This is a genomic window from Mesorhizobium sp. WSM4887 (assembly GCF_029625865.1).
Lineage (GTDB): Bacteria > Pseudomonadota > Alphaproteobacteria > Rhizobiales > Rhizobiaceae > Mesorhizobium.
The window spans coordinates 77165-103077 of the sequence record NZ_JARTVP010000007.1; the positions used below are offsets into that span (position 1 = coordinate 77165).

The window sequence follows — 25913 nt, forward strand, 5'->3', positions numbered from 1 at the left end:
TATTTTCATCGCCTCCGGCAACGGAAAACACGAGGAAAACCCGGATCAGGCCTTGTTTCTCTTGGCCAGCAGTCTTTGATGGTTAGCCATGGCCGCCAGAAACGCGGTCTCTATAGACACTTCGCCGGTGTCAGGCAAGTGCGCGTCGCGGCGGTGCGCGTGCTCCGCCCGAATGTTTTTGCGATTACGCGTTCGCGGCTGCAGTTCTTTTTTGCCGACATGGATTGTCACGGGGAGCATCACCATGCAGTCAAGCGCCACTTTCAACATCTTCCTGCCGGTTGCCCTCGTCATCATCATGCTGGGGCTTGGCCTGTCCCTCAAGCTCCAGGATTTCTTGCAGGTGGTGCTGCGACCGAAGGCCCTCCTGGTGGCTCTTATCCTGCAGATACTGGTTCTTCCCGTCCTTTGCTTCGGCATCGTGTCGGTTTCGGCTTTGCCGCCTGCCATGGCGGTCGGCATGATGCTGCTCGCGGCCAGTCCCGGCGCCCCGTCCGCGGTTCTCTTCACCCACCTTGCCAAGGGCGATACGGCGCTCAGCCTGACGCTGACGGCGATCAGCTCAATGGTGGCGCTGGTGTCGGTGCCATTGATCACCAATTTTTCGCTGCTGCATTTCTATGGCGCCGGGCACGTCATCCCGCTGCCGATCGAGAAATTCCTGCAGTTCTTTGCCGTTGTGCTTGTCCCGGTCTCGATCGGAGTTGCCGTCCGGCACCGCTACACGGCCTTGGCCGAGCGCCTGGAAGGGCCCGTCAAGCTACTGGCGACGCTTTTTCTTGCGGCGGTCGTTATTTTTGCCGTCGTCGATCAGCGGCAGGTCATCGTGACCTGGGGACCTGTTGTCGGCTTTGCCGCCTTTGCGTTCAACGTGGTGAGCATGGCGCTCGGCTACGCCGTTCCGTCGCTGCTGCGCCTGGAGAGGCGGCAGGCGGTCGCCATCACCATGGCAACGGCCATCCACAACGCCGCGTTCGTCATAGCCCTGGCGCTTAGCGAATATCTGCTCAACAATGCCGAAATGGCGATCCCGCCAGCGCTTTACGCCTTGATTGCCTATGTCACCGCGGCGGTTTTCGTAGCCGTCGTGAGCAGGTCAGGCAGACATGCGATCGAAGGCACGATCCGGTCGTGATAGCCAAGCTCAGGCGAGGTCTTTCGCGGCCATGGCTCGGTCAACGATTGCCATGGCCGCCAGAAACGCGGCCTCGATTGCCATGTCGCTGGTGTCGAGCAAGTGCGCGTCCGCCGCCGGCTTGAGCGGGGAGTCGGCACGGCCCATATCGCGCTCGTCGCGGCGCTCGATGTCGGCGAGGATCGTGGCAAAATCGGCGCTGCCGCCCATGCTTTCGATCTCGGCCAGCCGGCGCCTTGCCCGCACTTCCGCGCTCGCTGTGACATAGAGCTTGATATCGGCGTCGGGACACACGACCGTGCCGATGTCGCGTCCGTCGAGCACCGCGCCTGGCGGCGCCTTGGCGAACTCGCGTTGCTTGTCGACCAGGATGCGCCGGACCGACGGAATGACGGCGACCTTTGAGGCGGCCTCGCCTACCGCATGCGCCGAAAGCACCGTACGGTCGAGGTTCGAAAGATCGACTTGGCGTGCCGCGGTTTCCGCCGCCGAGACATTGTCGAGCGGCAGACCGAGCTCGAGCAGCTTATGGGCGACGGCGCGATAGGTGAGGCCGGTATCGAGCAGGTTCAGCCGGTAATGATCGGCGAGCCGGCGAGCGAGTGTGCCCTTGCCGGCGCCCGCGGGGCCGTCGATTGCGATGGTGAAGGGGTGAGTCATGGGTCGGCCGACGTAGTCGAAGAGCGCGATGAATATGACAAGCGCCGCGATCCTTCACACCCCCCTCTGTCCTGCCGGACATCTCCCCCGCAAGGGGGGAGATTGGCAGTTCCGATACCGGCGCATTCCGTCCGGCGTCGGAGATTGGCGAAAGCCTGCGCGACATCTGATCTCCCCCCTTGCGGGGGAGATGTCCGGCAGGAAAAAGCGGGGTGCTGTTCCACCTGCATCTCGGTTCGGCTCCAACCCATCGCCCGTCACTCGATCTCGGCGCCGAGCCCCTTCATCAGCCCCATGAATTCCGGAAAGCTCGTCGCGATCATGTTGGCGTCGTCGATGGTCACCGGCTTTTCCGTCGCCAGCCCCATCACCAGGAAACTCATGGCGATGCGGTGGTCGAGATGCGTCTTCACCGCCGTGTCCGGCCCGTTGGGATGAGCGCCCAGGCCCTTGCCGCCGGGCTTGCCGCGCACGGCGAGCGAGGCTTCGCCCTCGCTGCAGTCGACGCCGTTGAGCTTCAGCCCGTTGGCCACCGCCGACAACCGGTCGGATTCCTTGACGCGCAACTCCTCCAGACCCTGCATCAGCGTCTCGCCTTCGGCGAAAACAGCGGCAACCGCCAGCACCGGATATTCGTCGATCATCGACGGCGCCCGCTCCGGCGGCACCACGACACCTTTGAGGTCGGAGGAGCGCACGCGCAGGTCGGCCACGTCCTCGCCGCCGGCAATGCGGGGGTTGAGCATGTCGATGCGGCCGCCCATCTCCTGCAATGTCAGGAGCAACCCGGTGCGGGTCGGGTTCATCAGCACGTTCTCGATCACGATATCGGAACCCGGCACGATGAGCGCCGCCACCAGCGGGAAGCCGGCGGAGGAGGGGTCGCCGGGCACGGCGATGGTCTGCCCCGTGAGCTTGCCCTGGCCTTCGATGAAGATGTGGCGCACGCCGCGCTCGTCGGTCTCGACGGTCAGGTTGGCGCCGAAGCCTTTCAGCATCTTTTCGGTGTGATCGCGCGTCATCACCGGCTCGATCACGGTGGTGATGCCCGGCGTGTTGAGCCCGGCAAGCAACACCGCCGACTTCACCTGGGCGGACGCCATCGGCACGCGATAGGTTATCGGCGCGGCATGTTTCGGGCCGCGCAGCGTGATCGGCATGCGGTCGCCGGGCGCCGCCTTCAGCACCTGCACGCCCATCTGCCGCAGCGGCTCCAGCACCCGGCCCATCGGCCGGCCGGAGAGCGAGGCGTCGCCGATGAAGGTCGTCTCCATGTCGTAGGTGCCGACCAGGCCCATGGTGAGCCGCGAGCCGGTGCCGGCATTGCCGAAATCGAGCGGGCCTTCCGGCTCGAGCAGCGCGCCGTTGCCGGTGCCGCGGATCACCCATTCGGCGCCCTTCTTTTCGATATGCGCGCCCATCGCCTTCATGGCCGCGCCCGTGCGCATCACGTCCTCGCCTTCCAGCAGGCCGGTGATGCGCGTCTCGCCGGAAGCCAGGCCGCCGAACATGAAGGAGCGGTGCGAGATCGACTTGTCGCCGGGCACCCGCGCCGTGCCGGCAAGGGCAGGGGATTTGCGGGCCGTAGCCGGCTTCGGGGCGGCAGCGTGAGACATTGTCTGTTCCAAATGCGGGCGCCGGCGGGCCGGCTCAATTCGTCGTGTTGCGGCGGTCTCGTATCACGGCACGCCGCAATGGTCATCCCCTCACGCGGGCCTTCGAATGCAAGGTTTTGCGATGCCGGCTTTTGGCTTTGACAGCGCGGAAAACTGCGGTTAAGGGGACCATTCTTTTTTTGACGAGGCTTGCTGTGGCAAAACCTGAACTTGGCACAAAACGTGTCGACCCCGAAACGGGGCGGAAATTCTACGATCTGAACAAGGACCCGATCGTCTCGCCCTACACCGGCAAGAGCTATCCGCGCTCCTATTTCGAGGAAGGCAAGATTTCCGCGATCGAGGACGATGAGGACGTCGCCGACAAGGAAGTCGACTCCGAGGAGGAAGAAGGCGCCGAAATCGTCTCGCTCGAAGATGCGGACGAGGAGACCAAGGGCGGCGGCGACGATCTGCCCGATCTCGGCGACGACGAGGATGATGTCGATCTCGGTGACGATGACGATGACACCTTCCTTGCCGACGAGGAAGAAGAGGACGACGACGTTTCCGATATGATCGGCGTCGGCGACGACGAGGACGAGGTCTGATTTCGGCCCCGGCGCGATTGTTTGCCGGCCATTTTGACCTGTGACGAAAAAGCGGCTTTTCAAGGCTTGATCTTGACCGAAGGCGGCGCTAGAAGCCGCCAGCACTAAACGACGGCGCGGTGCCCAACTGCGCCGGATCTCTTCGCCGGAAACGGCGCCGGCTGACTGCCGGGAGTGGGGCCATAGCTCAGTTGGGAGAGCGCTTGAATGGCATTCAAGAGGTCGTCGGTTCGATTCCGATTGGCTCCACCAAACAGTCTTTCTGTGATGCTCGGTTTCGCGGCATTGGCGCTTGTCGCTTGTGAATCGGTATCCGAGGCCCCGCCTCCTCCTCAACCTGCCCCGGCTGCTGTCGCGGCTCCCGCTGTCCCGGACACTGCGGTGCTCGACCAAACCGTGGCGATCACGCCTCCGGGCAAGAGTGTCCCCGCCCGATATGCGGCGTTTTCAGGCATTTGGGCGGGACGGCTGGATGGCACCTTTGAAGGCAAGCTGGCCGTGCTGACCGTTTCACCGGCCGGGCAGGTGACGGTCAGCTACGCGTGGGGCGATATGGCCGACAACAAGCCGGGGATCGCCGACGGCGCCGGCAGGATCGCCGGGAACACATTAAAGCTTGGACGCCTGCCGAACGGCGCAGACATCACGTTTACGATGCAGCCTGACGGAACGCTTGCCGGCACCTACACGCTTGCCGGCCAGACCTATAGGGGCCAGTTCGCCAAGCAATAGCGGCGGGCGGTCGCGTCGCCTTCTGCCGTGTCGGCCGGGCTCGAATCGGCTATGCCTCTCCCATGCAGGAAACGTCCCTCTATGCACCGGTAAAGCGGTTCCTCGAGAGCCTCGACTTCACCGTCAAAGGCGAGGTCGGCGGCTGCGACATCGTCGGGTTGCGCGAAGGCGAGCCGCCCGTGGTCGTCATCTGCGAGCTGAAGCTGCAGTTCAATCTCGAGCTCGTTCTGCAAGGCGTCGATCGGGCGGCGGCCTGCGACGAGGTCTGGCTCGCCGCGCGGATGTCGGCGCGCGGCAAGGGCCGCGAGCACGATCGACGTTTTCGCGCGCTCTGCCGCCGGCTCGGCTTCGGCCTGCTCGCGGTTGACGGGAAAGGCAAGGTCGAGTTGCTGCTCAGCCCGGCCGCCGTGCCGCCGCGGCGCGACCCGAGGCGGCGCTCGCGGCTGGTCGAGGAGCATCACCGCCGCAAGGGCGATCCCTCCATCGGCGGTAGCACGCGGCAAAAGCCGATCATGACCGCATACCGCCAGGAAGCAATTGCCTGCGCCGCCGCCATGGCCGACGGCCCGAAGCGGCCGCGCGATTTGAAACTCGTCGCGCCCCGCGCGGCCAGCATCCTGCTGCACAACTATTATGGCTGGTTCGCCAGGGCCGAGCGCGGCATCTACGCTCTGACCGAACTCGGGCAGGCTGCCTTGCTGTCGCGAGGGGTCCTCGAAGGACCGCTGCAGGTCGCTCCGTTTCAAGTCGAGCAGCTTGGAGCGAAGCTCGGCGCGTGACCGGCTGACGCCGCCCACCGCACCCATCGGCAATCGATCGAAATCGCTGAATCCACTACGGCCTGGTTGACTCACCTCTTCGTTCATGCAGAAATTGGTTGGACCATTGAACCACTTTCGGATTGATTCACCAGCGTGACCGACCCTCTCCCGCCGATCCAGACGACGGCCCGCGATGATGCGGTTCTGAAGGCGTTGGCCGGCTTCGTGCGGCAGGAGGGGTTGGGTCCCGGTGAAAAACTGCCGACCGAGCGCATCCTGGCCGAGCGCCTTAAGGTCAGCCGCAACACGGTTCGCGAGGCACTCACCCGCTGGGAGGGGCTGGGCCTCGTAGAGCGGCGCCAGGGCAGCGGCACTTACCTCAAGGCGGCGGTTTCGCCCGACATGCTGCACATGCCGCTGACCCTTGCCGGCGGCAACGACTTTGCCGGCCTGATGCGCACCCTGGAGATCCGCCGCGCGCTGGAGGCCGAGGCCGCCGCTCTTTGCGCCGTCCGCGCCGGCAAGGCTGAGGTCGCCGAGATCGAGCGCAAGCTCGACATCATGGAAGAAGCCTTCCACAGCCGCGCCGGCATGTCGTCGGAGGAGGACTGGGAGTTCCACCAGTCGGTCTACCGCGCCTCCGGCAATCCGCTGTTCGAGCAGATCATCAGCGCCATGCACGAGCTGTTCCACCGCTTCTGGGAGCATCCGCTCGGCGTGCGCGATTTCGGCCATGCCAGCTTTCCCTATCACCGCACCATCTTCGACCGCATCGCCGCGCACGACCCGGAGGGAGCCCGGGCCGAAGCGCTGAAGCTCATCGCTACTGTCGAAAACGACTTGAAGCGCGGCGCCGCCAACCTCAAGCTTTTGGACCGCAAATGAACGAGCATCCCACAGGGTTCGACCCGGCTTCTTTGGCCAGCGACTATCTCGGCGAGGCGGCGACTCTTCTCGCGCATGACGATCCGTTCCCCGGCGGCGCTGTGGTGCCGCCGATCTACCAGACATCGCTCTTCACCTTCGACAATTACGCCGAAATGGCCGACACCTTTGCCGGCAGGAGAAGGCAGCCGATCTATTCGCGCGGCGACAACCCAACGGTGATGGAATTCGAGGCGCGTGTTGCGGCCTTGGAAGGCGCGGAAGCCGCGCGGGGCTTCTCCAGCGGCATGGCGGCTATCAGCGCCACCGTGCTTGCCTTCGTCGGCGCCGGCGAGCGGATCGTTGCCGTACGCAACTGCTATGGCGACGCTTACCGCCTGTTCGAGCGCCTGTTCCCGCGCTTGCAAATCAAGGTCGACTATGTCGACGGCTCGGACCCCGATGCGGTGGCGGCGGCGCTTCCGGGCGCCAAGCTGCTCTACCTCGAAAGCCCCACCTCGATGATGTTCGAGCTGCAGGACATTGAGCACCTGACCCGGCTGGCCAAGGAGCGGGGCATCATCACCACCATCGACAATTCCTGGGCGACGCCCGTCTTCCAGAAGCCGATTTCGTATGGTGTCGATCTGGTGCTGCACTCGGCCTCGAAATATCTCGGCGGCCACAGCGACACCGTCGCTGGCGTGGTGGCGGGCTCGGCCGCGCATATCAAGCACATCAACGAGCAGACCTATTCGTCGCTTGGCGGCAAGCTGTCGCCTTTCGAGGGCTGGCTTCTGCTGCGCGGCCTGCGCACGCTGCCGCTGCGGTTGCCGCATCATATGAAGAGCGGTCTCACGCTCGCCGAGCGGCTGAAGGCGCATGGCAAGGTCGAGCGGGTCAACCATCCCGCCTACTCCAACCATCCCGGCAAGAAGACGCTTGCCGGCTATGCTGGGCTGTTCTCTTTCGAGGTCGCGGAGGATGTCGACATTCCGGCTTTCGTCGATGCGCTGAAGCTGTTCCGCATCGGCGTCAGCTGGGGCGGCCATGAAAGCCTGGTCGTGCCCGCCAAGGCCTCGCTCGAGCAGACGCCGGGTCTGAATTCGATGGCGCGCTTCGGCGTCAGCCCCCGAACCATCCGCTTCAATGTCGGATTGGAGAATGTCGAGGACCTCTGGGCCGACATCGCCCAGGCCTTCGACAAGGCAAAAAAATAAGGTGTTCAAAATGGGAGTTCCGAACATGAAAAGACTGACAATCCTGCTTGCCGCCGCTGCCGGCCTCGCGATTTCCGCCGGGGCCGCGCTGGCCGACACCACCATCAAGATGGTCGAGGTCATCACCAGCCCGCCGCGCACCGAATTCCTGAAGAAGCAGATCGCCGAATTCGAGCAGGCCAATCCCGGCATCAAGGTCGAGCTCGTCTCGCTGCCTTGGGGTCAGGCGTTCGAGAAGTTTCTCACCATGGTTCAGGCCGGCGACACGCCCGACGTGGTCGAGATGCCGGAGCGCTGGATGGGCCTCTATGCCAACAACGGGCAGCTCGAGGATCTCGGCCCCTACATGGCCAAATGGGACGACGCCAAGACGCTCGGCGACCGCGCCAAGCAGTTCGGCTCGACAGTCAACAACACGCAGTTCATGATCCCTTACGGCTACTATGTGAACGCGCTGTTCTGGAACAAGAAGCTGTTCAAGGAAGCGGGTCTTGACCGTCCGCCGGAAAACCTCGACGAGTTCGTCGAGTTCTCCAAGAAGATCTCCGCCATCCCCGGCAAATATGGCTACTGCCTGCGCGGCGGGCCCGGCGCCTTCAACGGCATGCACATGTTCATGAACATTGCCGCCGGCAAGGGGGGCTACTTCACCGAGGACGGCACCTCGACCATCAATGACGAGGGCTCGGTCAAGGGGCTGCAGATGCTGGCCGACATGTACAAGAACGGCCTGGCGCCGAAGGATTCCGTGAGCTGGGGCTTCAACGAGACGGTGACCGGCTTCTATTCCGGCACCTGCGCCATGCTCAACCAGGATCCGGACGCGCTGCTCGGCATCGCCGACAAGATGAGCGCCGACGACTTTGCGGTCGCGCCGCTGCCGGTCGGCCCGAGCGGCAAATCCTATCCGACGCTGGGCTATGCCGGCTGGGCGATGTTCGCCAATTCGCAGCACAAGGACGAAGCCTGGAAGCTGATGGCGACGCTGCTGTCGCCCAAGGACAATCTGGAATGGGCCAAGGAAGTCGGCGTCGTCCCGATCCACAACGGCGCCGATCAGGACGCCCACTTCAAGACCGAGCAGTTCAAGGGCTGGTTCACCGAGCTCAACGACAGCTCGAAATATGAAATGGTGACGCCGCCGACCCATCTGGAAAACCTCGGCAACTTCGTCGACCAGGTGGCGATCAAGAACTTCCAGGAAGTGCTGCTTGGCCAGAAGCCGGCCAAGCAGGTGGCCGACGAGTGGGCGGCGTTCCTGACCAAGGAGCAGCAGGCCTGGCTGGCCAAGAACAAGAAGTGACCTTTCTTCCTTCTCCCACTTGCGGGGAGAAGGTGTCACCGATGAATGTCGCCCAAAAGTGCGAAGCGGTTTTGGGAGAACGACATTCACGGACAAGTGACGGATGAGGGCAGCGCCAAGTTCTGAGACGCTGGCTCCTCATCTGCCTGCCCTCCTCCGCAGCAGCTGCGCTGCAGCGGAGGGTGAACCGGCATCTTCTCCCCGTAGAATGGGGAGAAGGACGCTGTCGCCACGCTGGCCTCACCATCACCCGTAGAGCCAAATCGATGACCTACGCAGTGTCCGAAGTCCGATCCACCGGCCGGCCGCGCAAGAAGCGGCTGAGCAAGGGCGCGATCGAGCCCTGGCTCTATCTTTCGCCGGCTATCGTCCTGCTGGTCGTCGTGCTCCTGGTGCCGCTGATCATCGGCATCAGCTATTCCTTCCGCAAATTCTCCGCCTTCAAATCGGAATATGTCGGGCTCGGCCAGTACCAGGCGATGCTCTCCGACGCGGTGCTCGGCCAGGCGCTGGTCAACACGCTTTGGTGGACTGCCGCCAGCCTGTTCTTCCAGTTCTTCCTCGGGCTTGGTCTGGCGCTGCTGCTCGACAAGCCCTTTTATGGCCGCAAGGTCGTGCAGGCCGTGGTGTTCCTGCCCTGGGCGGTGCCGTCCTTTCTTTCCGGCCTTACCTGGGCCTGGCTGTTCAACCCGATCATCGGCCCGCTGCCGCACTGGCTTTTCGCGCTCGGCCTGAAGGCCGAGCCGACCAACGTGCTTTCCGATCCGGCCACAGCCATGTGGGGGCCGATCGTCGCCAACATCTGGTTCGGCATTCCCTTCTTCGCCATCACTCTGCTTGCGGCGTTGAAGTCGATCCCGTCGGAACTGCATGAGGCGGCAGCCATCGACGGCGCCTCGCCCTGGCAGCGCTTCACCAAGGTGACGCTGCCGTTCCTGGCGCCGACCATCGTCATCACCGTCATGCTGCGCACCATCTGGATCGCGACCTTCGCCGACCTGATCTTCGTCATGACCGAGGGCGGACCGGCAGGCTCAACCAGCACGGTGCCGGTCTACATCTATGTCAGCGCCTTCAAGTCGCTGGACAAAGGCTATGCGTCAGCAGTCGCGGTTCTGCTGCTGGTGCTGCTCATTGCCTATGCGGTTGGCCTGATCGCCATCCGCCGCACGCTTGTGAGGCATGTCTGATGATCGCCGGCCGCTCCACCTCCTCGCGCATCGCCGGCGGCATCGGCCTCTACGCCGCGATCGCCGCCTATGTCGTCTTCGCGCTGTTCCCGATCTTCTGGACGCTGAAGATCTCTGTGACGCCGGAGCGGCTGCTCTATTCCGAAGGCATAACCTTCTGGCCATCGGAAATGACGCTCAAGAACTTCGACACCGTGCTGGAGGCTTCCGACTTCCCGCGCTATTTCCTGAACAGCGTCATCGTCTCGGTGTCGACGGCGGCACTGGTCACCGTCATCGCCACGCTAGCCGGCTATGCGATGTCTCGCTTTACCTTCCGCGGCAAGGCGACTTTAGCGATCCTGCTTCTGCTGACCCAGACTTTCCCGCTGGTGATGGTCATCCCGCCGATCTACCGCATCATGGGCGATCTCGGCCTGACCAACAGCCTGACCGGGCTGATCATCATCTACACCGCCTTCAACACCGCCTTCGCCACCTTCCTGATGCAGTCCTTCTTCGACAGCATTCCAAAGGACTTGGAAGAGGCGGCGATGATCGACGGCTGCACGCGCGCCCAGGCCATGCGCCGGGTGATCGTGCCGCTCACCATGCCCGGCATGGGGGCGACGCTCGGCTTCGTCTTCACCGCCGCCTGGAGCGAATTGCTGTTCGCGCTGATGCTGATCTCCAGCGATGAGCAGAAGACCTTTGCCGTCGGCTTGCTCACCTTCATCGGCAAGTTCGCCGTCGACTGGGGGCAGATGATGGCGGCCTCCATCCTGGCGCTGATCCCGGTCTGCATCTTCTTCGCCTTCCTGCAACGCTATCTCGTCACCGGCCTTACCGCCGGCGCTGTCAAAGGATAATCGATGGCTTCCGTCACCCTGCAACATGTCGAGAAGGACTATGGAGCGCTGCGCATCCTGCACGGCGTCGATCTCGAGATCGCCGACGGCGAGTTCGTCGTGCTGGTCGGCCCGTCCGGCTGTGGCAAGTCAACGCTGCTGCGCATGATCGCCGGCCTGGAGGAGGTCACCGGCGGCGAGATCCGCATTGGCGAGCGGCTGGTCAACGATGTGGCGCCGAAGGACCGCGACATCGCCATGGTGTTTCAGTCCTATGCGCTCTACCCGCATATGGACGTCTCCTCGAACATGGGCTTCAGCCTGATGCTGAAGAAGACCGAGAAGACGACGATCGACGGCAGGGTGGGCGCCGCCGCCAAGCGCCTCGGTCTGGAGACGTTTCTCGGCCGCCTGCCGCGCCAGCTTTCCGGCGGTCAGCGCCAGCGCGTCGCCATGGGCCGCGCCATCGTGCGCGATCCCAAAGTCTTCCTGTTCGACGAGCCGCTGTCGAACCTCGACGCCAAGCTGCGCGTCCACATGCGCGCCGAGATCAAGGCGCTGCACCAGCAGCTGAAGACGACCTCGGTCTATGTCACGCACGACCAGGTCGAGGCGATGACCATGGCCGACCGCATCGTCGTCATGCATGACGGCTATGTGCAGCAGGTCGGTCATCCGCTGGAGCTCTACGATCGTCCCGCCAACACTTTCGTCGCCGGGTTCATCGGCTCGCCCGGCATGAATTTTTTGCCGGCAAAGGTCGCCAAGGGCGGCAAGGTCGATGCCGTGCTGGCCGACGGCCAGAAGCTGAGGCTGCCGGACGGATTGCCGCTGAAGGATGGCGATGCGCTGACCGTCGGGCTGCGGCCGGAACACATCCGGCTGGCCGACGACGGCCCGCTGAAAGGTCAGGTCGAGGTCGTCGAGCCGCTCGGCCTGTCGACGCAATTCTATGTCAGGCTGGCCAACCTGCAGATCTGCGTCTTCGTCATGGGCCGCAGCAATGTCAAACCGGGCGACGAGGTCCGCCTCGCCGCCGACCCAGCGGCGCTGCATCTGTTCGATCCGGCAAGCGGCGCTCGCATCGGATAGGTCAGCGCCGGCGGAAGGCGTCCAATGTGTAATCGGACCGGTCAGGTCGCCTAGATCGGCCAATATCCCGGACAAGACCAGCGTCGTCGCCACGCCTGCACCGGCCCCGCCTGCGCTGTCGTGCTCGACGCGAATCCTTCTCCTCCGAGATCGTCGGCGAGAACCTCTTGAGGAAGACGGCGATCTGGCGCAATTGTGGACCGACAACATGGAATTGGCCCGCCATGCGCGCCGCTTCATCGACGTCGGCCTGGAGACCGCCCGGCGCAAGGCCGAACTCCACTCGGCCTCGCAAGAGCCCTGACGCTTCGATACTGCCGCGAGGTGAATTGCGGTTTTCGGCAGCCGCGCTCTGCTAGACTCCCGTGATTCGTCTCGACAGGGAACGGCATGAGCAAGGCTCTCGGCACATTCGCATTGGTCACGGTTCTGAGCGCCTTGCTGATGGCGCTGTCGCTGGCGGTCGCCAAGCACGGCTACCCTCAAGGCGCCTTCGGCGTTAAGCGCCTCGACGGCATTGCCGACGCGGGTTCGTTCCTGGCCATCGCCGCCATTTATTTCTTCAGCGCGCTGTTGATGTTGATCCTGCCCATCCGCGCCGCCGGGGTTGTGCTTACGCATGCCGCCGACGCGATCTTCTGGGCAACGATCGTGCTGTTCGCCGCCATTGTCGGTTCGCTTCTCGCTCGATGGGCGCTCGGCCAGCGTGAGGTGCCTTGGACCCTTCTCAACTGGCGCTTCCTGTTCGTCCCGGCGATCGTCGGCGCGCATCTCGCCATGAATGAGCTTCGCCGCAACATCTTGCTCAGAAGCCTGTTCTTCGTCATCTTCGCCGCGGCAACGCTCGCCTGCCTGTTCTGGTCGTTTTCCGTCTGAAGGAGGCCGTCAGGGCTTTGTCGTGACAGGGGGCGCGGACGAAGCCGGTGGACTTCCACCGCCGCGCGCCTACCTTTATCGAAAGCTTCTCGGGTAGACGTTTCCGCAGACCATGGCTATATCATTTGTCTGACAAATGACCGGCGCTTTGCCACGCCAGCCAATCTCGAAGAAGCAAGCCAATCTCGAAGGAATGAAGATGACCGTGCTCCGCAAGAACCTGATCGACGGCGAGTGGCTGGGCGAGGCCGGCTCGCGCAACATCAACCCGTCGAACACCAACGATGTGGTCGGCGAATACGCCTCGGCCGGGCCGGAGGAGGCCAAGCAGGCCATCGCGGCCGCCAAGGCGGCCTTCCCGGCCTGGTCGCGCTCCGGCCCGCTGGCGCGCCATGCCGTGCTGAAGAAGACTTCCGACGAGATCATGGCGCGCAAGGACGAGATCGGCCGGTCTCTCGCTCGCGAAGAAGGCAAGACCCTGGCCGAAGGCGTCGGCGAAACCATCCGCGCCGCGCAGATCTTCGACTTCTTCGCCGGCGAGACGCTGCGGCTGTCTGGTGAGCTTGTGCCGAGCGTGCGCCCCGGCGTCGGTGTCGAGATGACCCGCGAAGGCGTCGGCGTGGTTGGCATCATCACGCCGTGGAACTTCCCGATCGCCATTCCCGCCTGGAAGATTGCGCCTGCGCTGGCCTACGGCAACACCATCGTCTTCAAGCCGGCGGAACTGGTCCCCGAAAGTGCCTGGACCATCGTCGACATCCTGCATCGTGCCGGGCTGCCGAAGGGCGTTCTCAACCTCGTCATGGGCAAGGGCTCTGTCGTCGGCCAGGCCATGCTCGACAGCCCGGACGTCAACGCCATCTCCTTCACCGGCTCTGTCGGCACAGGCAAGCGTGTCGCCGCGGCGAGTGTCGAGCATATGCGCAAGTTCCAGCTCGAGATGGGCGGCAAGAACCCGCTGGTCGTGCTCGACGATGCGGACCTTGCGGTGGCCGTCGATTGTGCCGTCAACGGCGCCTATTTCTCGACCGGCCAGCGTTGCACCGCGTCCTCGCGCCTCATCGTCACCGAAGGGATCCACGACCGCTTCGTCGACGCCATGAAGGAACGCCTGGACAAGCTGGTCATCGGCGACGCGCTGGACGCCAAGACCCAGATCGGCCCGGTCGTCGACCAGACCCAGCTCAAACAGGATGAGGACTATATCGCCATCGGCCGCCAGGAAGGCGCTGAACTCGCCTTCGGCGGCGAGCGGCTGGAGCGCGAAACTCCCGGCTTCTATCTCAGGCCGGCGCTGTTTACCGGCGCCACCAACGCCATGCGCATCTCGCGCGAAGAAATCTTCGGCCCGGTCGCCAATGTCATCCGCGTCAAGGATTATGACGAGGCGCTGACTGTGGCCAACGACACGCCGTTCGGCCTGACCTCCGGCATCTGCACGACCAGCCTGAAGCACGCGACGCATTTCAAGCGCAATTCCGAAGCCGGCATGGTGATGGTCAACCTGCCGACGGCGGGCGTCGACTTCCATGTGCCGTTCGGCGGCCGCAAGGGCTCGAGCTACGGCCCGCGCGAGCAGGGCCGCTACGCCATGGAGTTCTACACCACCGTCAAGACGGCCTACACGTTCGCCGGCTGACGGGCAGGCGTCATGACCTCTGACTTTGCCGGAATGGCCTGGCTCAACCCGCCGCCGCACCATGTGTTCGGCGACGGGACGCTGCATGTCCGCACCGGCAAGGAGACCGATTTTTGGCGCGAGACCTTCTACGGCTTCCGCCGCGACAATGGCCATTTCCTCTATCGTCCCGTCGCGGGCGACTTCAGCGCCGGGGTCACCGTCAAGGGCGAATACAAGGCGCTCTACGATCAGGGCGGGCTGATGCTGCGGCTCAGCGAAACGCACTGGATCAAGGCCGGCATCGAATACACGGACGGCCTCGCCTATTTTTCCGTTGTCGTCACCAACGACACCTCCGACTGGTCGCTGGTCAGCATTCCGACAGACCCCGACGGGGTGAGGATTCGTCTGACCCGCCACGCCGAAGCCATTCGCGTTCAGTACCTCGAAGCCGCGGACGGCCGCTGGAAACCGGTGCGGCTGGCCCATTTCCCGGTCTCGCGGAGCGTCGACGTCGGCATGATGTGCTGCTCGCCGCAGCGCGAAGGCTTCGAGGTGATGTTCTCGGGCTTCAGCGTTGGCCCGCCAATCGCGAGAGAGTTGCACGATTGATGGTGGCGGGGGCGCTGCCCGCGCGCACTTGGTCGATGCCCGCAGCGCGGCAGGGTGACCGCCACCTCGGCCGTTCGGCGGTCGAGCATCCGGCGGAACCTCACTGCGACGCTGCCCTCCGCGGCCGGCCGTTTCTGGAGGGAAACTGGGAACGGGCCTCACCAGGGGACGTGCTGTATCTCCAGCCGCGGCAGTCCGATCGGCCTGATACCGAGATCGTTCGCCAGGGCGCCGAAACCCTCGGTCTCGATCAGGTCGCGATAGGGGATCTCCGGAAAGCGAAGGCCGCCGCGATGCAAGGCGGCATCGACCAAGAGCATGGTGCCGCCGACACCATCCAGGCCGATGCTGTCGAGGTGGCGGACGTCGCTCATATGCAGCCTTGCATGGGTGTGCCGCGGAGGCTGATAGAGACCGTCGTGAACATGGCGGAAGTAGCTATGGTCTTTGTTGTGCCGCACCGTGACGAAACTGTTGAGGTCGAAGCTGTCGCCACCTGGGACTTTTACGCAGTGCGGCGCGACGATGCGGTGCCCCCTTGCAATCAGCCGGGTCACGACGTCCGCTGGAAAACACCAGACATCGATGTCGATCCACAGCGCCCAGTCGTCCTCTTCGGTCAGCCCCTTATCGATCAGATGGTTACGCACTTTGGCGATGCCGCTGCGCCTGACGCGTTGCAGCTGCCGGTTCGCTCGCTTGTCGCGGTCAAGCTCGGTGCCGAGTTGTTTCCGCAGCAGCACGACCTCCCGATAGTCCTTGCCCAGGGCCGCAGTGGCACCTTGCAGCCGCTCCCAGCTGTCATCTGAACTGTCGCCTTCGCAAAAGACGAGCTTCATCCTATTTTTTGGGTAGTCGAGCTGCCGCAACGCGGCGAGGAATGGCTCTATGTGTTGGGCCGCATCGCGCAGCGGCACCAGCACGGCGAGGTTGGATCCCAATGGCGGCGGCGCCGCGATGGCCGCTTGGCTGACGCTTTGCCGGGCGGCTTGCTCATCGGAAACAGTCCCGCGCGTCAGGCAGTGCCGGGCCTGGTAGATCAACTTGCGCAGCCTATGCCGCAACCGGGTGGGCCTCTCCGGCGTCCACCATGTGCCCGCCCAGTGGTGGATCGACAACGTCATGCCGCCGCTGCCCGCCCGCTTTCCCGACGAATCAAGAGGCGAGTACAACTCGGCCGGATGGATCGCAAACGCCGTCTGGTCTGGATAGGCGAGTTGCGCGGAGGTAAGCACGCAAGGCCCGGTGGCGTCGATCGCCTGTTTTGCGCGGACGAGCCCGGGCAGGAACGACAGCAAATGAAGCCAGAACGGGTGCCCCGGCGGGCTGGCCATGGTCCCGTTGAACAGAAGGTAAGGCAATCCGCGAAAGTCGGCCTGGAGGCGTGCGTGGGCGTCCGGCTCCGTGCAGAACACGATCCGATCCTCGCCCAGGATCGGATCGAACGGCGCCACGCATTCGCAATCGATATCGGCATAGACGCCGCCGAAATGGTGGAGAAGCAGATAGCGGCCCGCGTCGGCGCGCAGGATACCATACTCGTAGCTGCAAAAGGTCGGCAGGAAGCTGGGATAGTGTGCGGCCACGAACTCGAGCAAAGTCCGATCGTTCCAGAACATCATCGTCCAGTCCGGATGATGCCGCTTCCAGCTCTCAACATAGCCTTGGAAGCGGGCCGGGACGATGTCGGTCTTCCACGTCTGGTGCAGGATTTTCGGGATCATCCGCGGCTCACGGCTTGAACTTGGTCACAGTCGGCGTCGACGCGGGTGGCATCCAGGCCCAGGCCCTGACCGACGGCCTCGCGGATCGCTTGCGGCCCGAACCGCGACCATGCGGCGTCGTGGGCCCGGGCGCGAAGGCTGGCCATGCGCGCATCGTCGGAACAAAGTCTGACCGCCATGTCGGCCAATCCCTCGTCGGTGTCCGACAGAAGCACCTCGTCGCCCTCGATCAGGTCGAGACCCTCGGCTGCCAGCGGCGTTGCAATGACCGGGACCCCCCAGGCCATTGCTTCGAGGAGCTTGATGCGCGTGCCTCCGCCCATGGCAAGCGGGACGATGCTGAGATGGGCAACGGACAACAGAGGTCTGATATCGTCCGGATCCTCGACCAGACTGACCCCGTCCAGTCCTGCCAGGGCGCGAACGCGCGACTCGGGCGAACGCCCGGCAAGAACGAGCTTCGCGGTCGGCAGCGTCTGGCGAATGCGGGGCAAGATGGTGTGCCCCAGCCGCTCGGCGGCGTCGACGTTCGGCTGATAGCTCAGATGCCCAACATAGAGAATGAGCGGAAACGCATCCGAGACGGCTCGCTGCAGCGGCAGTAGCCGCGGCAGCTCGTCCGCTCGCGGGATGCCGTTTGGCACGATGTGGGCGGGGACTTGCGGCCGGACAAACGCCTCCAGCCGCTGACGGTCCCGTTGCGAGCACACCCAGATACGGTCGACGATGGCAGCCGCCTTTCTCTCAAGCGCCCTGAGGTCTGAGGAAAACGGCCGCCAACGCTTCTTGCGCGGCAACTGACCGGCGAGATCCGATTCGACATTGTGCATGTCCAGAACGAGTTGCCGGACAATCGGCCGCAACGGAGCGAGAAATCTGAACAGACCAACGCCTTCGACGACAATAGTATCCGGGCGAAAATCCGCCACGAGCGCCTTGAGCCGCGCCAGCGCCGGGAGCGGTATCCGGCTCTCGCCCTTGGCCCTCCAGCGGGCGAGCGAAGGCGCTCGCGGTTCGGACTTGTTGATGAGCTCGGTCACGCGAATGTCTGGCCCGGCAGGTTGGACGTCGCTGCTTCGCGGCAGGAGCGAGGCCAGGCAGACCGGGCCGAACGCGGCTGCCGCCATGGCGTTGCCGAAATTCCTGAGATCGGCGCCGGACCTCGGCGGAAACGGCGGGTCGTGGCATATGATCAGCGTGCGGCGCGAGGTCGCTGAATTGGGCATTGGCGACATCCTAGCCTCAGTCTCGGTCAGTCGCCCGATTCGGATCCTGGCCAGATATCGCATCGCCTTCCAACTGCGGCCCAGCTCCTTATGCGCTCGGACCGCGCGCATCATGCCGCCAGCATCGGCGAACTTGCGGTGCCTGATCAACTGTCGGGCGATCCGCTGAGCTATCCAGGCCTTCCGCCACTGCAACGCCTCCCGTTCGACCCCGACGGCAGCCAGCCCGTTCAGTTCCAGCGCTATGTCAAGGAAGGTCCTGCGCGGTGCCGTGATGAAGCGGCGCGCCATACGTTCCTCGTCATGGTGGTAGAGCAGCACCGGGGTCTCGACGGTAACCACGTCGGCACGGGCCAGCACGGCGGTCCAGTAGCAGGTGTCCTCATCGAGGCCGATCGTTTCCGGAAAGCGGAGGTTTGCGGTCGCCCAGTCGGCGACCAGCGCGCTTCCCATCGCGATTGGCCACACTTCGTTGCGAAGGTAGCGCCGCACATTCTCTCGCCGGTCCGGGACGTAGCCCTGCGGTGCCTTGAGCTTGTCCGGCCGGCCTTTTGTGCGCCGTATGCTGGCCCCGACGGCAAGGCCGGCGAGAGGCCGGCCTGCCAGCGCCGCGCTCAGCCGCGACAGGCTGCCGGGCATCACCTCGTCGTCGGCATCGAGAAAGAATATGGATGTGCCGCTTGCCCGCTCGAGTCCGACATTGCGTGCGGCGCCCGCTTTGCGCAGTCGAACGCTCACCACCTCCAGAGGCAAGCCGTGACGTTGCGCGCTTTGCCTCGCCATCGCAGCTGTCTGGTCGTTCGACCCGTCGTCGATCACGAGAATCTCGCGGATGACCGCTCTGTCGGAAGCCAGACTGCCGAGTGCCGCTTCGATGGTTGCAGCCGCATTTCTTGCCGGGATAACGACGGTAATGTCAGCCGCCACAGGTGAGCCGCTCATTGCTGTTCGAAGAAGCCACGCTTGAGCAGGCGGTCATAGCAATGCTTGAGCACCGACACGGGGCGCAGCGAAAGACTGTCAAGATTGCCCACCACCTGAGGTTCGATGTCGAATGGCGACTGGCCTTCGATCCAGCTGTAGGAGGAGCCGTCCTTCAGCTCCGATGGGCAGCCCACGACATAACCGCCCAGCGCCTTCGCGTGACCCACCCGGCGCAAGCCGAAATGGAGGCTGGAAGAGACCACCGGTTCCCGCGTTCTTAGATAGACATGAAATCCGCTCGGCGATTTTGCTATTGGCGTGCCGTTCGCAATTGCATTGTGACTGGACCGCCAGGCACGGTAGCCGGCGTCGTCATCGAAATCGAGGATCATCAGGTTCGCAAATCCGCCCAATATGCCGACATTGCCGGCAAAGTCGCCAAACCAGCTCGCGACGTCGCTGCGGCCCGGCGGCTTCTGCGCCAGTTGGAAGGTGATGGAGGTGAACGCCAGTTCCTTCAGGTCCTTGCGCAACGTCCGCAGGTGCAACGGATCATACTCCATGGCCGCGAGGTCGAGATGCTTGCCGCCGGCACGAAGCGGCAGGCAGATATAGCCGCGCTCGAACAGCCTTATGGTATAGTCGGTCAGTGCCCCAGCCTGCATCCGCCAAATGTTCCGGGATCGAGACGTTCCCGACAATCTGTTGAGCCGAACGGTCCGTTCGTCAAGCGCCGGCGCCTTCGCCGCGACTGCCAGCACTGTCGTCAGACATTCTTGATCGACTTCCAGTGACTTAAGCGTTCTGCGATCAACTCCACGCGCCGCTGATTGTCGTTCCCGTCCAGGATGGTTAAGTCCTGCGGATCGGCGCGCAGATAGACGCCGGACGTTCGCGCATTCACCTCCGGATTCGTGTCCGAACGTGTCGTGAAATATCCGGACGCGCGCTCGGCGGATTCCAGCCGGATTTCGCCTGTCCCGTGCAGCTGCGGCGCGTTGGCGTCTAACGGCCGTTCCCCGTTCCAGTAGTAGAAGATGCCCGAAGACTCTCCTTTCTCCTTCGACGCCTCGCTCCAGTATCTGGCTGACAGGCTGCCATTCTCTTGCCATGAGCGGCCGTTCAGCTCCAGTGCGCCGTTGCGGTCCCGCGAGATCCTGAGCAGACTGACCGCGGAAGGCTCCCTTGCTGTGCGCTCTGACAGGGAGAACTGCCACCAAAACCCCTCTATGCGGGCGACTCGCCCCTCATTTTCGATGGCATTTCGCAGTTTTTGATTGATCGCTCTGGTCTCCGCGGCGGTCGCTGCCTCGCCGTAGCGTACCGACGTCAGGCCGAGCAGATCGCTGGGAAGCTTGGCACCATTCGCATGCAGGATGAAGGTCCGGCGCATGCCGAGAACCCCGCCGAACAGGCCGGCCTCGAAAACCACATTGTCTCGCGGAGAAGCCTGGGCGGGAACAGTGGTGGTCGATTCCGGCTGGCTCGCGCTCGTCCAGTCGTCCTGGGCGAACACGAAAGCGGCGAAGTCGACCTCGCGCGTCAGCTCGAGGAGACGCCCCAGTGTTGTCGTCCCGGGATTGAAGGATGTCGTCCAGGGTTCGACATTGGCAATATCTTCAAGGCCACGCTGCAGCGCCTGCAACAGCTTCTTCTGTTTTCCTGACGAGCCCAGGAAGATTCGCGGTTTGGCCATTCGTCTCTCTCCGGCGCAATAGACTCCTCACAGCGTAGGCGGTTGTCCTATCTCGTTGCAACGACCGCATTACCATGGCACGCCTCCAGCTACACCTCCGCGCGGTGCTGGAAGAACTGCAGGAAGAGCTCGCGCTCGGTGGTGATGCTCGGGGACCTGTTCTCGCATGAGCCATAATCGAAATCGATTTTTCGGGAAAGATCATCCGCCAACGAGCAACAGGCCGCCCCATTCCGGCCTTTTCGCTGTGCAATATGCCAGTGATAACGCCTCTTTGCCCGTGGCAACATTTCCGGTTGAGCCACCGGCGATAGGGCGATAGATTATGCTGCAGTGCACAATGAACCCGGTAGGGCCGAACGTCGGCTCATGCCGGCTATCAGACACTGAACCGCGCTAACTGTTGTTTACGCAATTCCCGACGAAAGACAGTCACACACTTTTCCTGGAATTGCTCCAAGGCTGAACGGACGAAAAATCCGGCATGAAGATTCCAAAATCCATTCTGCTCGATCCGGAGGCAAACAAGGCCTATGGCGCCTTTGCCGTCGCGGTTTCCGTTCTTGCCTTTGCCTATTCCAGCAATTTCGGTCAGGTCCTGATCCTCGCCTATTACGCGGTCTGGCTGCCGCTGTTCTTCGTCGACTACCGGCGTTTCACCTGGAAGCTCTCAAACGCTTGGCTGCCGATACTCTTCGCGACCTATGTCTGCCTGTCGGTCTTCTGGTCGCAGGCCGCCGGCATCAGCGCGCGTGCGGCGGTGCAATATTCCTCGCATATCGTCTGTGCCTATGTCGCGGCCCGCACCATCAGCGTGCGGACGCTGGTCCTGGGTTCGCTGATCGGGATATTCGTCGTCCTGCTCTACTCGCTGAAAGTCAACGCTTACGCGCTGGACATAATGGACGGCACTTTCAATTTCGTCGGCGCCTTCGCCTCCAAGAACCAGGTCGGGTTCTTCTCGTCGTTCGGCATCTTTTTGTCTTTCGTCTTCCTGATGTTTTACCGGCGCAACTGGCTGAGCTTCTTCTGGACCGCGCCGATCATCCTGATGTCGGCATACATGCTGGCAATCTCCCACTCGGCGACATCCGTCGCCTCGCTGCCGGCGGTGCTCGGCATCGTCATCTTGCTCACCATGAGCAGGGTCCTGTCGCGGCGCTACCGCCGCGTGCTGTTCGTGGTCGGCGGCGGCGCGTTGGTAGCCGGCGTGGTGGCCGCGCTGAACCTTGGCCTGCTGGACGTCGTGCTCGGCATCTTCGGCAAGGATTCGACGCTGACCGGCCGCACCTATCTCTGGCAGCAGGGTTGGGAGGCGGCGCAGCTGCACCCGCTGCTCGGCTACGGCTATGCCGCCTACTGGGTGCAAGGGTTCGCCGATCCGGAACGGTTGTGGGCCGAGTTCTACATCACGACCCGCACCGGCTTCCATTTCCACAACACCTATATCGAGACCCTGGTCGAGATCGGCTTCGTCGGCGTCACCATGCTGGCGCTGATCATCCTGCGCGCCTTCTACGGCCATATCTCGAAGGTGGTGTTCGGGGCCTGGAGCGCCGATTCGGTGGTGCTCGCCGGCGCCGTCGGGCTGATGCTGATCCGCTCCTTCTTCGAGGTCGAGATCCTCGGCCCTTACTTCATGGCCTCCTTCATCGTCTATTATGGCCTGTTCAAGCTGAACCCGCTGCCGGTTGCCCGGCGACGGCGGGTTGCCATTCCTGTCCAGGATGAAAAATCTGCCAGCGGCCACATGCCGGCGCCGGTCTGATCGCGGTTTTCGCCTAGTCCCCCGAAAGCGAGAACCGGTTTCGGGTCAAGGACATGCGTAAGACCAAAAGCCTAAAAGAGCACGGAGCAAATCTGAAGGATTGCGACGCGCTTTAGGCCACGGCTCGCGAGCGCTGCATTTGCCGCTGCAGGAAGCGGCGCACCGGCTCGTCATAGACGCGGGTGGCAATGTCGGCGATGACGATGACCGCAGCGGCCATCACGATTCCGAACCAGGGATGATGCGCGAACGGGTCGACCGACGCCGCCTTGCCGGCCCCCGCGATGATCATCAGCATCGGCGTGTGGATGATGTAGATCGGGTAGGAGACCCGCCCCAGCCAGCCATAGAAGCTAGCCAGTCGCGGCGCCGTCGGTGCCACCGCGCCGGTCACCACCATGAGCGGGAAGACGACGGCGATAGAGGCGAGGTCGTAGGCGACGCGCCCGGCAGCACCCGCAGGCGCGATGGCGAAGACGATCAGCGTAAGCAGGATCGCGGCCTCGACCCACCAGCCGCGCCGCAGAAAGCCGAGGCCACCCTGGTAGCGCGCCATCGACCGGCAGAGCAGAACGCCGAGGAAGAAGGAGAACGACACGCGCGGGAGCCCGCTAATGATGGTCTTGCCGGTCATGCCGAAATCGAGCGTGCCGGCAAGTGCCGAGGCGACGATCAGCAGCACCAGGCTGACGGCTACCAGCACCGTCAGCACACGTTTCGACAGCAGGAAGAAGACGGCGGCATAGGCGATGTTGACGATCAGCTCGAAGAACAGCGACCACGAAGCGGGATTGAGCGGAAAGATCGTATGGTAGGCATCGCCGACCAGCGGAATGAAGAGCATGCCTGTCGTGAGCTGCGTGCCGATCTCCGACAACGGCATGTATTCCGGCGCAATCAGCCGGTTCTTGACCAGCAGATAGAAGCAGCCGAGCAACGTGCCGGCGAGGTAGAGCGGGTAGAGGCGTATCAAGCGGATGGCCAGGAAGGTGCCGAAGCCCATGCCGTTCTCGATCTTGCGGTCGTAAGCGTGGGCGATGACGAAGCCGCTGAGCAGGAAGAACAGGTCTACCGCAAGATAACTCGACGGCAGCACTTTGCCGTCGGCCAGAAAGGGCGAGAAGTGATAGAGCATCACGCTGATCGCCGCCACGCCGCGGATGGCGTCGAGGTTCAGGTAGACGTGACGCGGAGCGGCAGGCTGCATTCTATGCCTTCAAGCGGTCCAAACAGATTGCTCGCCCGCACCTTGGCGCGAACGAGCCTGACTTGTTCCTCCCGCGGACCGCGCTGAGCGAGGCCCGGGCGCCCGGCTACTGGCTGGCCATGGGTGGGCCGCCGGCACTCGGCGCCAGCTTCACCTTGATGACGTCGCCCGGCAGCACCGGCGTGTCTTCCTTGGCGTCGATCTCGCTGGTCTTGCCGTCGGCAACACGCACCAGCGAATACAGCAGGGCCGGTTCCTGGCTGCCTGTTATGGCAGCCGCCATTGCGGGATCCGAGGCCGCGGCGATCAGGCCCTTCTGCATGGCAGTCCTCAGCGTCGCCTCGTTCAGGTCGGCCTCGGCCTGCTGCCGGCTCGCGGCCAGGTTGGAATTGAGCGTGTTGCGGGCATCGATGGCGTCCTGATCAGCTTTGCTGATCGATTGCTTGGCGGTGAGGATGGCCGTCTCATAATCCAGGATCTTGCCCTGCAGGTCCGCCACCGACTGTTTCGAATCGAGCAGTCGCGCATTGGCGACAAGGCCCTTCTGGGCCAGCGGACCGATGCTGGTGAGCTGCTGCTGCGCCAGATCCACTTGCTGCTGCTGGTTGGCGATTTTCTTCTGCAGCGATTCGATCTCGCCTTCGAGCACGCCTTTCAGGTCATCAAGCGCGTCCAGCTTCAGCTTCAGCGCCTTCTGGTCGGCCGTGAGGATCTGCATTTCGTCGGCAACGATGGCCTGCGTTCTCGGGTCGTCCGCAGCCTCCTTCGGAATCTCGAAGCTCGTCTTGCCGGCAAGGTCTGCGTCGATGCGGGCACGCTTTATGATCAACCGCAGCCGCTGGTCGTCATAGATATCGAAACTGCCCTTGGCGGTGACCAGGTCCTTGCCGAGCTGAGGGCCGTAATCGGCGTTGCGCCGGATGCCGCCGGCGATGCTCACCGCCTTCAGTACCGTAAGGTCCGGCACGTAGGGGAACTGGCCAGGGTTCTGCACTTCGCCCGAAATGTAGAATGGCCGGAACTGCGCCATCTCGACCGAGGCTTCAGGCTTGTCGGGCAGTGCCAGCTTGCGCTGCAGCGCGAGACCGATCGCGGCAGCGATCTCCGAGGTCGTCTTGCCGGCCGCCTGCATCTCGCCGACGAACGGTACCGAGAGCGTGCCGGCGGGGCCGACCGAATAGTCGCCGTTGATGGATGACCAGTCGCGGAACGTGCCGTCGACCGTCTGCCACTCGGCAATGCGGATGTTGAGCTTGTCCTGCGGGCCGAGACGATAGTCTCCAGCCACCGCCAAAGTGGGAATCGCAAGAGACAGGGCAAGCGCCACGGCCGCAAACCGGCTGGGCGCCTTGGAAGGGAGTCCGAGGGGGTGGTTTTTCAATGAACGTTCCGATCCGCGTTAGCCCCATCCGCCCGATGAGATTACTGCCGGACGCCTGTCCCGAGATTGGCGGGACAGGCCTGGCGGTCAATAGCTGCCGCGCGCCATCCACACGGCAGGCACGGTTTTGACGATGATGCGAATGTCCTCGACCATCGACCAGTTCTCGACATAGTGGCGATCGAAGGCGACGCGCGTGTCGTAGGACACGTCGTTGCGCCCGCTCACCTGCCACAGCCCGGTGAGGCCCGGGCGCGACTTCAGATAATAGACTGCGGCGCTGCCGTAGATCTCGAGCTCGTCGCGTACGACAGGGCGGGGCCCGACCAGGCTCATGTCGCCCTGCAGGATGTTGATGATTTGCGGCAGCTCGTCGAGGCTGAGCTTCCGCAGCACCGCGCCGACACGCGTCACGCGCGGATCGTCCTTCAGCTTGCGCGTCGCCGCCCATTCGGCGGCGGCATCCGGATTGGCGGCCAGGTGCGCGGCGAGCACCTTCTCGCCATCCTGCACCATGGTGCGGAATTTGAGGCAGGCAAAAATCCTTCCGCCGCGACCGATCCGCTTGTGGCCGTAGAAAATCGGGCCGCGGTCGGAAAGCTTGACCAGCAGGGCGACCATCAGGAAAAGCGGGCTGAGCAGGACCAGACCCGCCAGGGAACCGACGATATCGAAACTGCGTTTGAGCAGACCGCCGATGGGGGGTGGAAAATCAATGCCGGCCTGCGTAAAACCCGCATTAGCCGGCTTGGCGACGTCCCTCATGCAAAAGCTCCATACGTTGAACGGATGGTTTACGGCACGATACCAAAAAAATGCTGCAGCGCAACACACAATTTCCCATTCGCGTGAAATGTTCGCGTCATGAATTGACCAAATAATAAACCT

24 protein-coding genes, 1 tRNA gene and 1 pseudogene are annotated in these 25913 nt (G+C 63.5%); 16 read left to right on the plus strand and 10 right to left on the minus strand.

The window, feature by feature from the left end; translation table 11 throughout:
• Positions 1–45: 45 nt before the first annotated feature.
• Positions 46–246 carry a hypothetical protein gene (locus tag P9230_RS22935; RefSeq protein ID WP_067003398.1) on the minus strand — a complete coding sequence of 67 codons (201 nt, stop codon included), beginning with the start codon at positions 244–246 and terminating at the stop codon, positions 46–48.
• Between P9230_RS22935 and P9230_RS22940 the strand changes: the two genes are divergently transcribed.
• Entirely contained in the window at positions 245–1135 is an 891-nt protein-coding gene (locus P9230_RS22940; RefSeq protein WP_278120835.1) for a bile acid:sodium symporter family protein, read from the plus strand. The genes P9230_RS22935 and P9230_RS22940 overlap by 2 nt on opposite strands.
• A gap of 9 nt (positions 1136–1144) precedes the next feature.
• Here the strand turns inward: P9230_RS22940 and cmk are convergent, their stop codons facing one another.
• Positions 1145–1795, minus strand: coding sequence for a (d)CMP kinase (gene cmk, locus P9230_RS22945; protein ID WP_278120836.1), 651 nt, complete (start codon positions 1793–1795; stop codon positions 1145–1147).
• A gap of 257 nt (positions 1796–2052) precedes the next feature.
• Positions 2053–3411, minus strand: a complete 1359-nt coding sequence (gene aroA / locus P9230_RS22950; RefSeq protein ID WP_278120837.1) for a 3-phosphoshikimate 1-carboxyvinyltransferase — start codon at positions 3409–3411, stop codon at positions 2053–2055.
• Positions 3412–3605: 194 nt separating this feature from the next.
• On the opposite strand from aroA, the gene P9230_RS22955 reads away from it, so the two are divergent.
• The 14 genes and pseudogenes from P9230_RS22955 (at position 3606) to P9230_RS23020 (ending at position 15099) form a co-directional block, all read left to right on the plus strand.
• Positions 3606–4001: a TIGR02300 family protein gene (locus tag P9230_RS22955; RefSeq protein WP_067003406.1), complete on the plus strand. Its 396-nt coding sequence runs from the start codon at positions 3606–3608 to the stop codon at positions 3999–4001.
• A gap of 176 nt (positions 4002–4177) precedes the next feature.
• A tRNA-Ala gene (locus P9230_RS22960) sits at positions 4178–4253 on the plus strand.
• A gap of 129 nt (positions 4254–4382) precedes the next feature.
• A complete protein-coding gene (locus tag P9230_RS22965; protein ID WP_245299804.1) occupies positions 4383–4733 on the plus strand; it encodes a hypothetical protein in 351 nt (116 codons plus the stop codon).
• Between the two features lie 62 nt (positions 4734–4795).
• Positions 4796–5512 (plus strand): DUF2161 family putative PD-(D/E)XK-type phosphodiesterase, encoded by a 717-nt coding sequence (locus P9230_RS22970; protein WP_278113535.1) that lies wholly within the window; start codon positions 4796–4798, stop codon positions 5510–5512.
• Positions 5513–5647: 135 nt separating this feature from the next.
• Positions 5648–6379 carry a FadR/GntR family transcriptional regulator gene (locus P9230_RS22975; RefSeq protein ID WP_278120838.1) on the plus strand — a complete coding sequence of 244 codons (732 nt, stop codon included), beginning with the start codon at positions 5648–5650 and terminating at the stop codon, positions 6377–6379.
• The gene (locus tag P9230_RS22980; RefSeq protein WP_278120839.1) at positions 6376–7578 is read left to right on the plus strand and encodes a PLP-dependent transferase; all 1203 of its coding nucleotides are present in this window, start codon (positions 6376–6378) and stop codon (positions 7576–7578) included. The genes P9230_RS22975 and P9230_RS22980 overlap by 4 nt, the downstream gene beginning before the upstream one ends.
• Before the next feature lie 25 nt (positions 7579–7603).
• Positions 7604–8881: a sugar ABC transporter substrate-binding protein gene (locus tag P9230_RS22985; protein WP_067003717.1), complete on the plus strand. Its 1278-nt coding sequence runs from the start codon at positions 7604–7606 to the stop codon at positions 8879–8881.
• A 266-nt stretch (positions 8882–9147) separates the two neighbouring features.
• On the plus strand, positions 9148–10071 hold the full coding sequence (locus P9230_RS22990) for a sugar ABC transporter permease (protein WP_278120840.1): 924 nt from the start codon (positions 9148–9150) through the stop codon (positions 10069–10071).
• Positions 10071–10919 carry a carbohydrate ABC transporter permease gene (locus P9230_RS22995; RefSeq protein WP_278120841.1) on the plus strand — a complete coding sequence of 283 codons (849 nt, stop codon included), beginning with the start codon at positions 10071–10073 and terminating at the stop codon, positions 10917–10919. Before P9230_RS22990 ends, P9230_RS22995 begins: the two co-directional genes overlap by 1 nt.
• A 3-nt stretch (positions 10920–10922) precedes the next feature.
• Entirely contained in the window at positions 10923–11990 is a 1068-nt protein-coding gene (gene ugpC / locus P9230_RS23000; RefSeq protein ID WP_278120842.1) for a sn-glycerol-3-phosphate ABC transporter ATP-binding protein UgpC, read from the plus strand.
• A gap of 131 nt (positions 11991–12121) precedes the next feature.
• Positions 12122–12294: pseudogene (locus P9230_RS23005) on the plus strand (sugar phosphate isomerase/epimerase); the annotation flags it as partial.
• A gap of 86 nt (positions 12295–12380) precedes the next feature.
• Positions 12381–12866 carry a hypothetical protein gene (locus tag P9230_RS23010; RefSeq protein WP_095824342.1) on the plus strand — a complete coding sequence of 162 codons (486 nt, stop codon included), beginning with the start codon at positions 12381–12383 and terminating at the stop codon, positions 12864–12866.
• A 199-nt stretch (positions 12867–13065) separates the two neighbouring features.
• Positions 13066–14505, plus strand: a complete 1440-nt coding sequence (locus tag P9230_RS23015; protein ID WP_067324714.1) for an aldehyde dehydrogenase family protein — start codon at positions 13066–13068, stop codon at positions 14503–14505.
• A 12-nt stretch (positions 14506–14517) separates the two neighbouring features.
• On the plus strand, positions 14518–15099 hold the full coding sequence (locus tag P9230_RS23020; RefSeq protein ID WP_278120843.1) for a DUF1349 domain-containing protein: 582 nt from the start codon (positions 14518–14520) through the stop codon (positions 15097–15099).
• A 158-nt stretch (positions 15100–15257) separates the two neighbouring features.
• Here the strand turns inward: P9230_RS23020 and P9230_RS23025 are convergent, their stop codons facing one another.
• The 4 genes from P9230_RS23025 to P9230_RS23040 all read right to left on the minus strand — a co-directional run bounded on the left by P9230_RS23025 (position 15258) and on the right by P9230_RS23040 (position 20669).
• A complete protein-coding gene (locus tag P9230_RS23025; RefSeq protein WP_278120844.1) occupies positions 15258–16823 on the minus strand; it encodes a glycosyltransferase in 1566 nt (521 codons plus the stop codon).
• Positions 16820–18991, minus strand: coding sequence for a glycosyltransferase (locus P9230_RS23030; RefSeq protein WP_278120845.1), 2172 nt, complete (start codon positions 18989–18991; stop codon positions 16820–16822). Before P9230_RS23030 ends, P9230_RS23025 begins: the two co-directional genes overlap by 4 nt.
• On the minus strand, positions 18988–19638 hold the full coding sequence (locus P9230_RS23035; RefSeq protein ID WP_278120846.1) for a bifunctional DNA primase/polymerase: 651 nt from the start codon (positions 19636–19638) through the stop codon (positions 18988–18990). The genes P9230_RS23030 and P9230_RS23035 overlap by 4 nt, the downstream gene beginning before the upstream one ends.
• A gap of 101 nt (positions 19639–19739) precedes the next feature.
• Positions 19740–20669, minus strand: coding sequence for a TIR domain-containing protein (locus tag P9230_RS23040; protein WP_067324214.1), 930 nt, complete (start codon positions 20667–20669; stop codon positions 19740–19742).
• A 484-nt stretch (positions 20670–21153) separates the two neighbouring features.
• On the opposite strand from P9230_RS23040, the gene P9230_RS23045 reads away from it, so the two are divergent.
• The gene (locus P9230_RS23045; RefSeq protein WP_278120847.1) at positions 21154–22437 is read left to right on the plus strand and encodes an O-antigen ligase; all 1284 of its coding nucleotides are present in this window, start codon (positions 21154–21156) and stop codon (positions 22435–22437) included.
• Positions 22438–22549: 112 nt separating this feature from the next.
• On the opposite strand, the gene P9230_RS23050 is transcribed toward P9230_RS23045, so the two are convergent.
• The 3 genes from P9230_RS23050 to P9230_RS23060 all read right to left on the minus strand — a co-directional run bounded on the left by P9230_RS23050 (position 22550) and on the right by P9230_RS23060 (position 25790).
• On the minus strand, positions 22550–23644 hold the full coding sequence (locus P9230_RS23050) for an acyltransferase (RefSeq protein WP_278120848.1): 1095 nt from the start codon (positions 23642–23644) through the stop codon (positions 22550–22552).
• Between the two features lie 106 nt (positions 23645–23750).
• A complete protein-coding gene (locus P9230_RS23055) occupies positions 23751–25025 on the minus strand; it encodes a polysaccharide biosynthesis/export family protein (protein WP_278120849.1) in 1275 nt (424 codons plus the stop codon).
• 87 nt (positions 25026–25112) lie between these two features.
• Positions 25113–25790, minus strand: a complete 678-nt coding sequence (locus P9230_RS23060) for a sugar transferase (RefSeq protein ID WP_095799201.1) — start codon at positions 25788–25790, stop codon at positions 25113–25115.
• Positions 25791–25913 lie beyond the last annotated feature (123 nt).

Coding starts and splice junctions, on each gene's coding strand:
- P9230_RS23015 (WP_067324714.1), top strand. CDS start 13,066: ATGACCGTGCTCCGCAAGAACCTGATCGACGGCGAGTGGCTGGGCGAG.
- ugpC (WP_278120842.1), top strand. CDS start 10,923: ATGGCTTCCGTCACCCTGCAACATGTCGAGAAGGACTATGGAGCGCTG.
- P9230_RS23025 (WP_278120844.1), bottom strand. CDS start 16,823: ATGATCCCGAAAATCCTGCACCAGACGTGGAAGACCGACATCGTCCCG.
- P9230_RS22935 (WP_067003398.1), bottom strand. CDS start 246: ATGGTGATGCTCCCCGTGACAATCCATGTCGGCAAAAAAGAACTGCAG.
- cmk (WP_278120836.1), bottom strand. CDS start 1,795: ATGACTCACCCCTTCACCATCGCAATCGACGGCCCCGCGGGCGCCGGC.
- P9230_RS23050 (WP_278120848.1), bottom strand. CDS start 23,644: ATGCAGCCTGCCGCTCCGCGTCACGTCTACCTGAACCTCGACGCCATC.
- P9230_RS22995 (WP_278120841.1), top strand. CDS start 10,071: ATGATCGCCGGCCGCTCCACCTCCTCGCGCATCGCCGGCGGCATCGGC.
- P9230_RS23020 (WP_278120843.1), top strand. CDS start 14,518: ATGACCTCTGACTTTGCCGGAATGGCCTGGCTCAACCCGCCGCCGCAC.
- P9230_RS22985 (WP_067003717.1), top strand. CDS start 7,604: ATGAAAAGACTGACAATCCTGCTTGCCGCCGCTGCCGGCCTCGCGATT.
- aroA (WP_278120837.1), bottom strand. CDS start 3,411: ATGTCTCACGCTGCCGCCCCGAAGCCGGCTACGGCCCGCAAATCCCCT.
- P9230_RS23045 (WP_278120847.1), top strand. CDS start 21,154: ATGAAGATTCCAAAATCCATTCTGCTCGATCCGGAGGCAAACAAGGCC.
- P9230_RS22970 (WP_278113535.1), top strand. CDS start 4,796: ATGCAGGAAACGTCCCTCTATGCACCGGTAAAGCGGTTCCTCGAGAGC.
- P9230_RS23040 (WP_067324214.1), bottom strand. CDS start 20,669: ATGGCCAAACCGCGAATCTTCCTGGGCTCGTCAGGAAAACAGAAGAAG.
- P9230_RS23060 (WP_095799201.1), bottom strand. CDS start 25,790: ATGAGGGACGTCGCCAAGCCGGCTAATGCGGGTTTTACGCAGGCCGGC.
- P9230_RS22980 (WP_278120839.1), top strand. CDS start 6,376: ATGAACGAGCATCCCACAGGGTTCGACCCGGCTTCTTTGGCCAGCGAC.
- P9230_RS23035 (WP_278120846.1), bottom strand. CDS start 19,638: ATGCAGGCTGGGGCACTGACCGACTATACCATAAGGCTGTTCGAGCGC.
- P9230_RS22990 (WP_278120840.1), top strand. CDS start 9,148: ATGACCTACGCAGTGTCCGAAGTCCGATCCACCGGCCGGCCGCGCAAG.
- P9230_RS23010 (WP_095824342.1), top strand. CDS start 12,381: ATGAGCAAGGCTCTCGGCACATTCGCATTGGTCACGGTTCTGAGCGCC.
- P9230_RS23030 (WP_278120845.1), bottom strand. CDS start 18,991: ATGAGCGGCTCACCTGTGGCGGCTGACATTACCGTCGTTATCCCGGCA.
- P9230_RS22940 (WP_278120835.1), top strand. CDS start 245: ATGCAGTCAAGCGCCACTTTCAACATCTTCCTGCCGGTTGCCCTCGTC.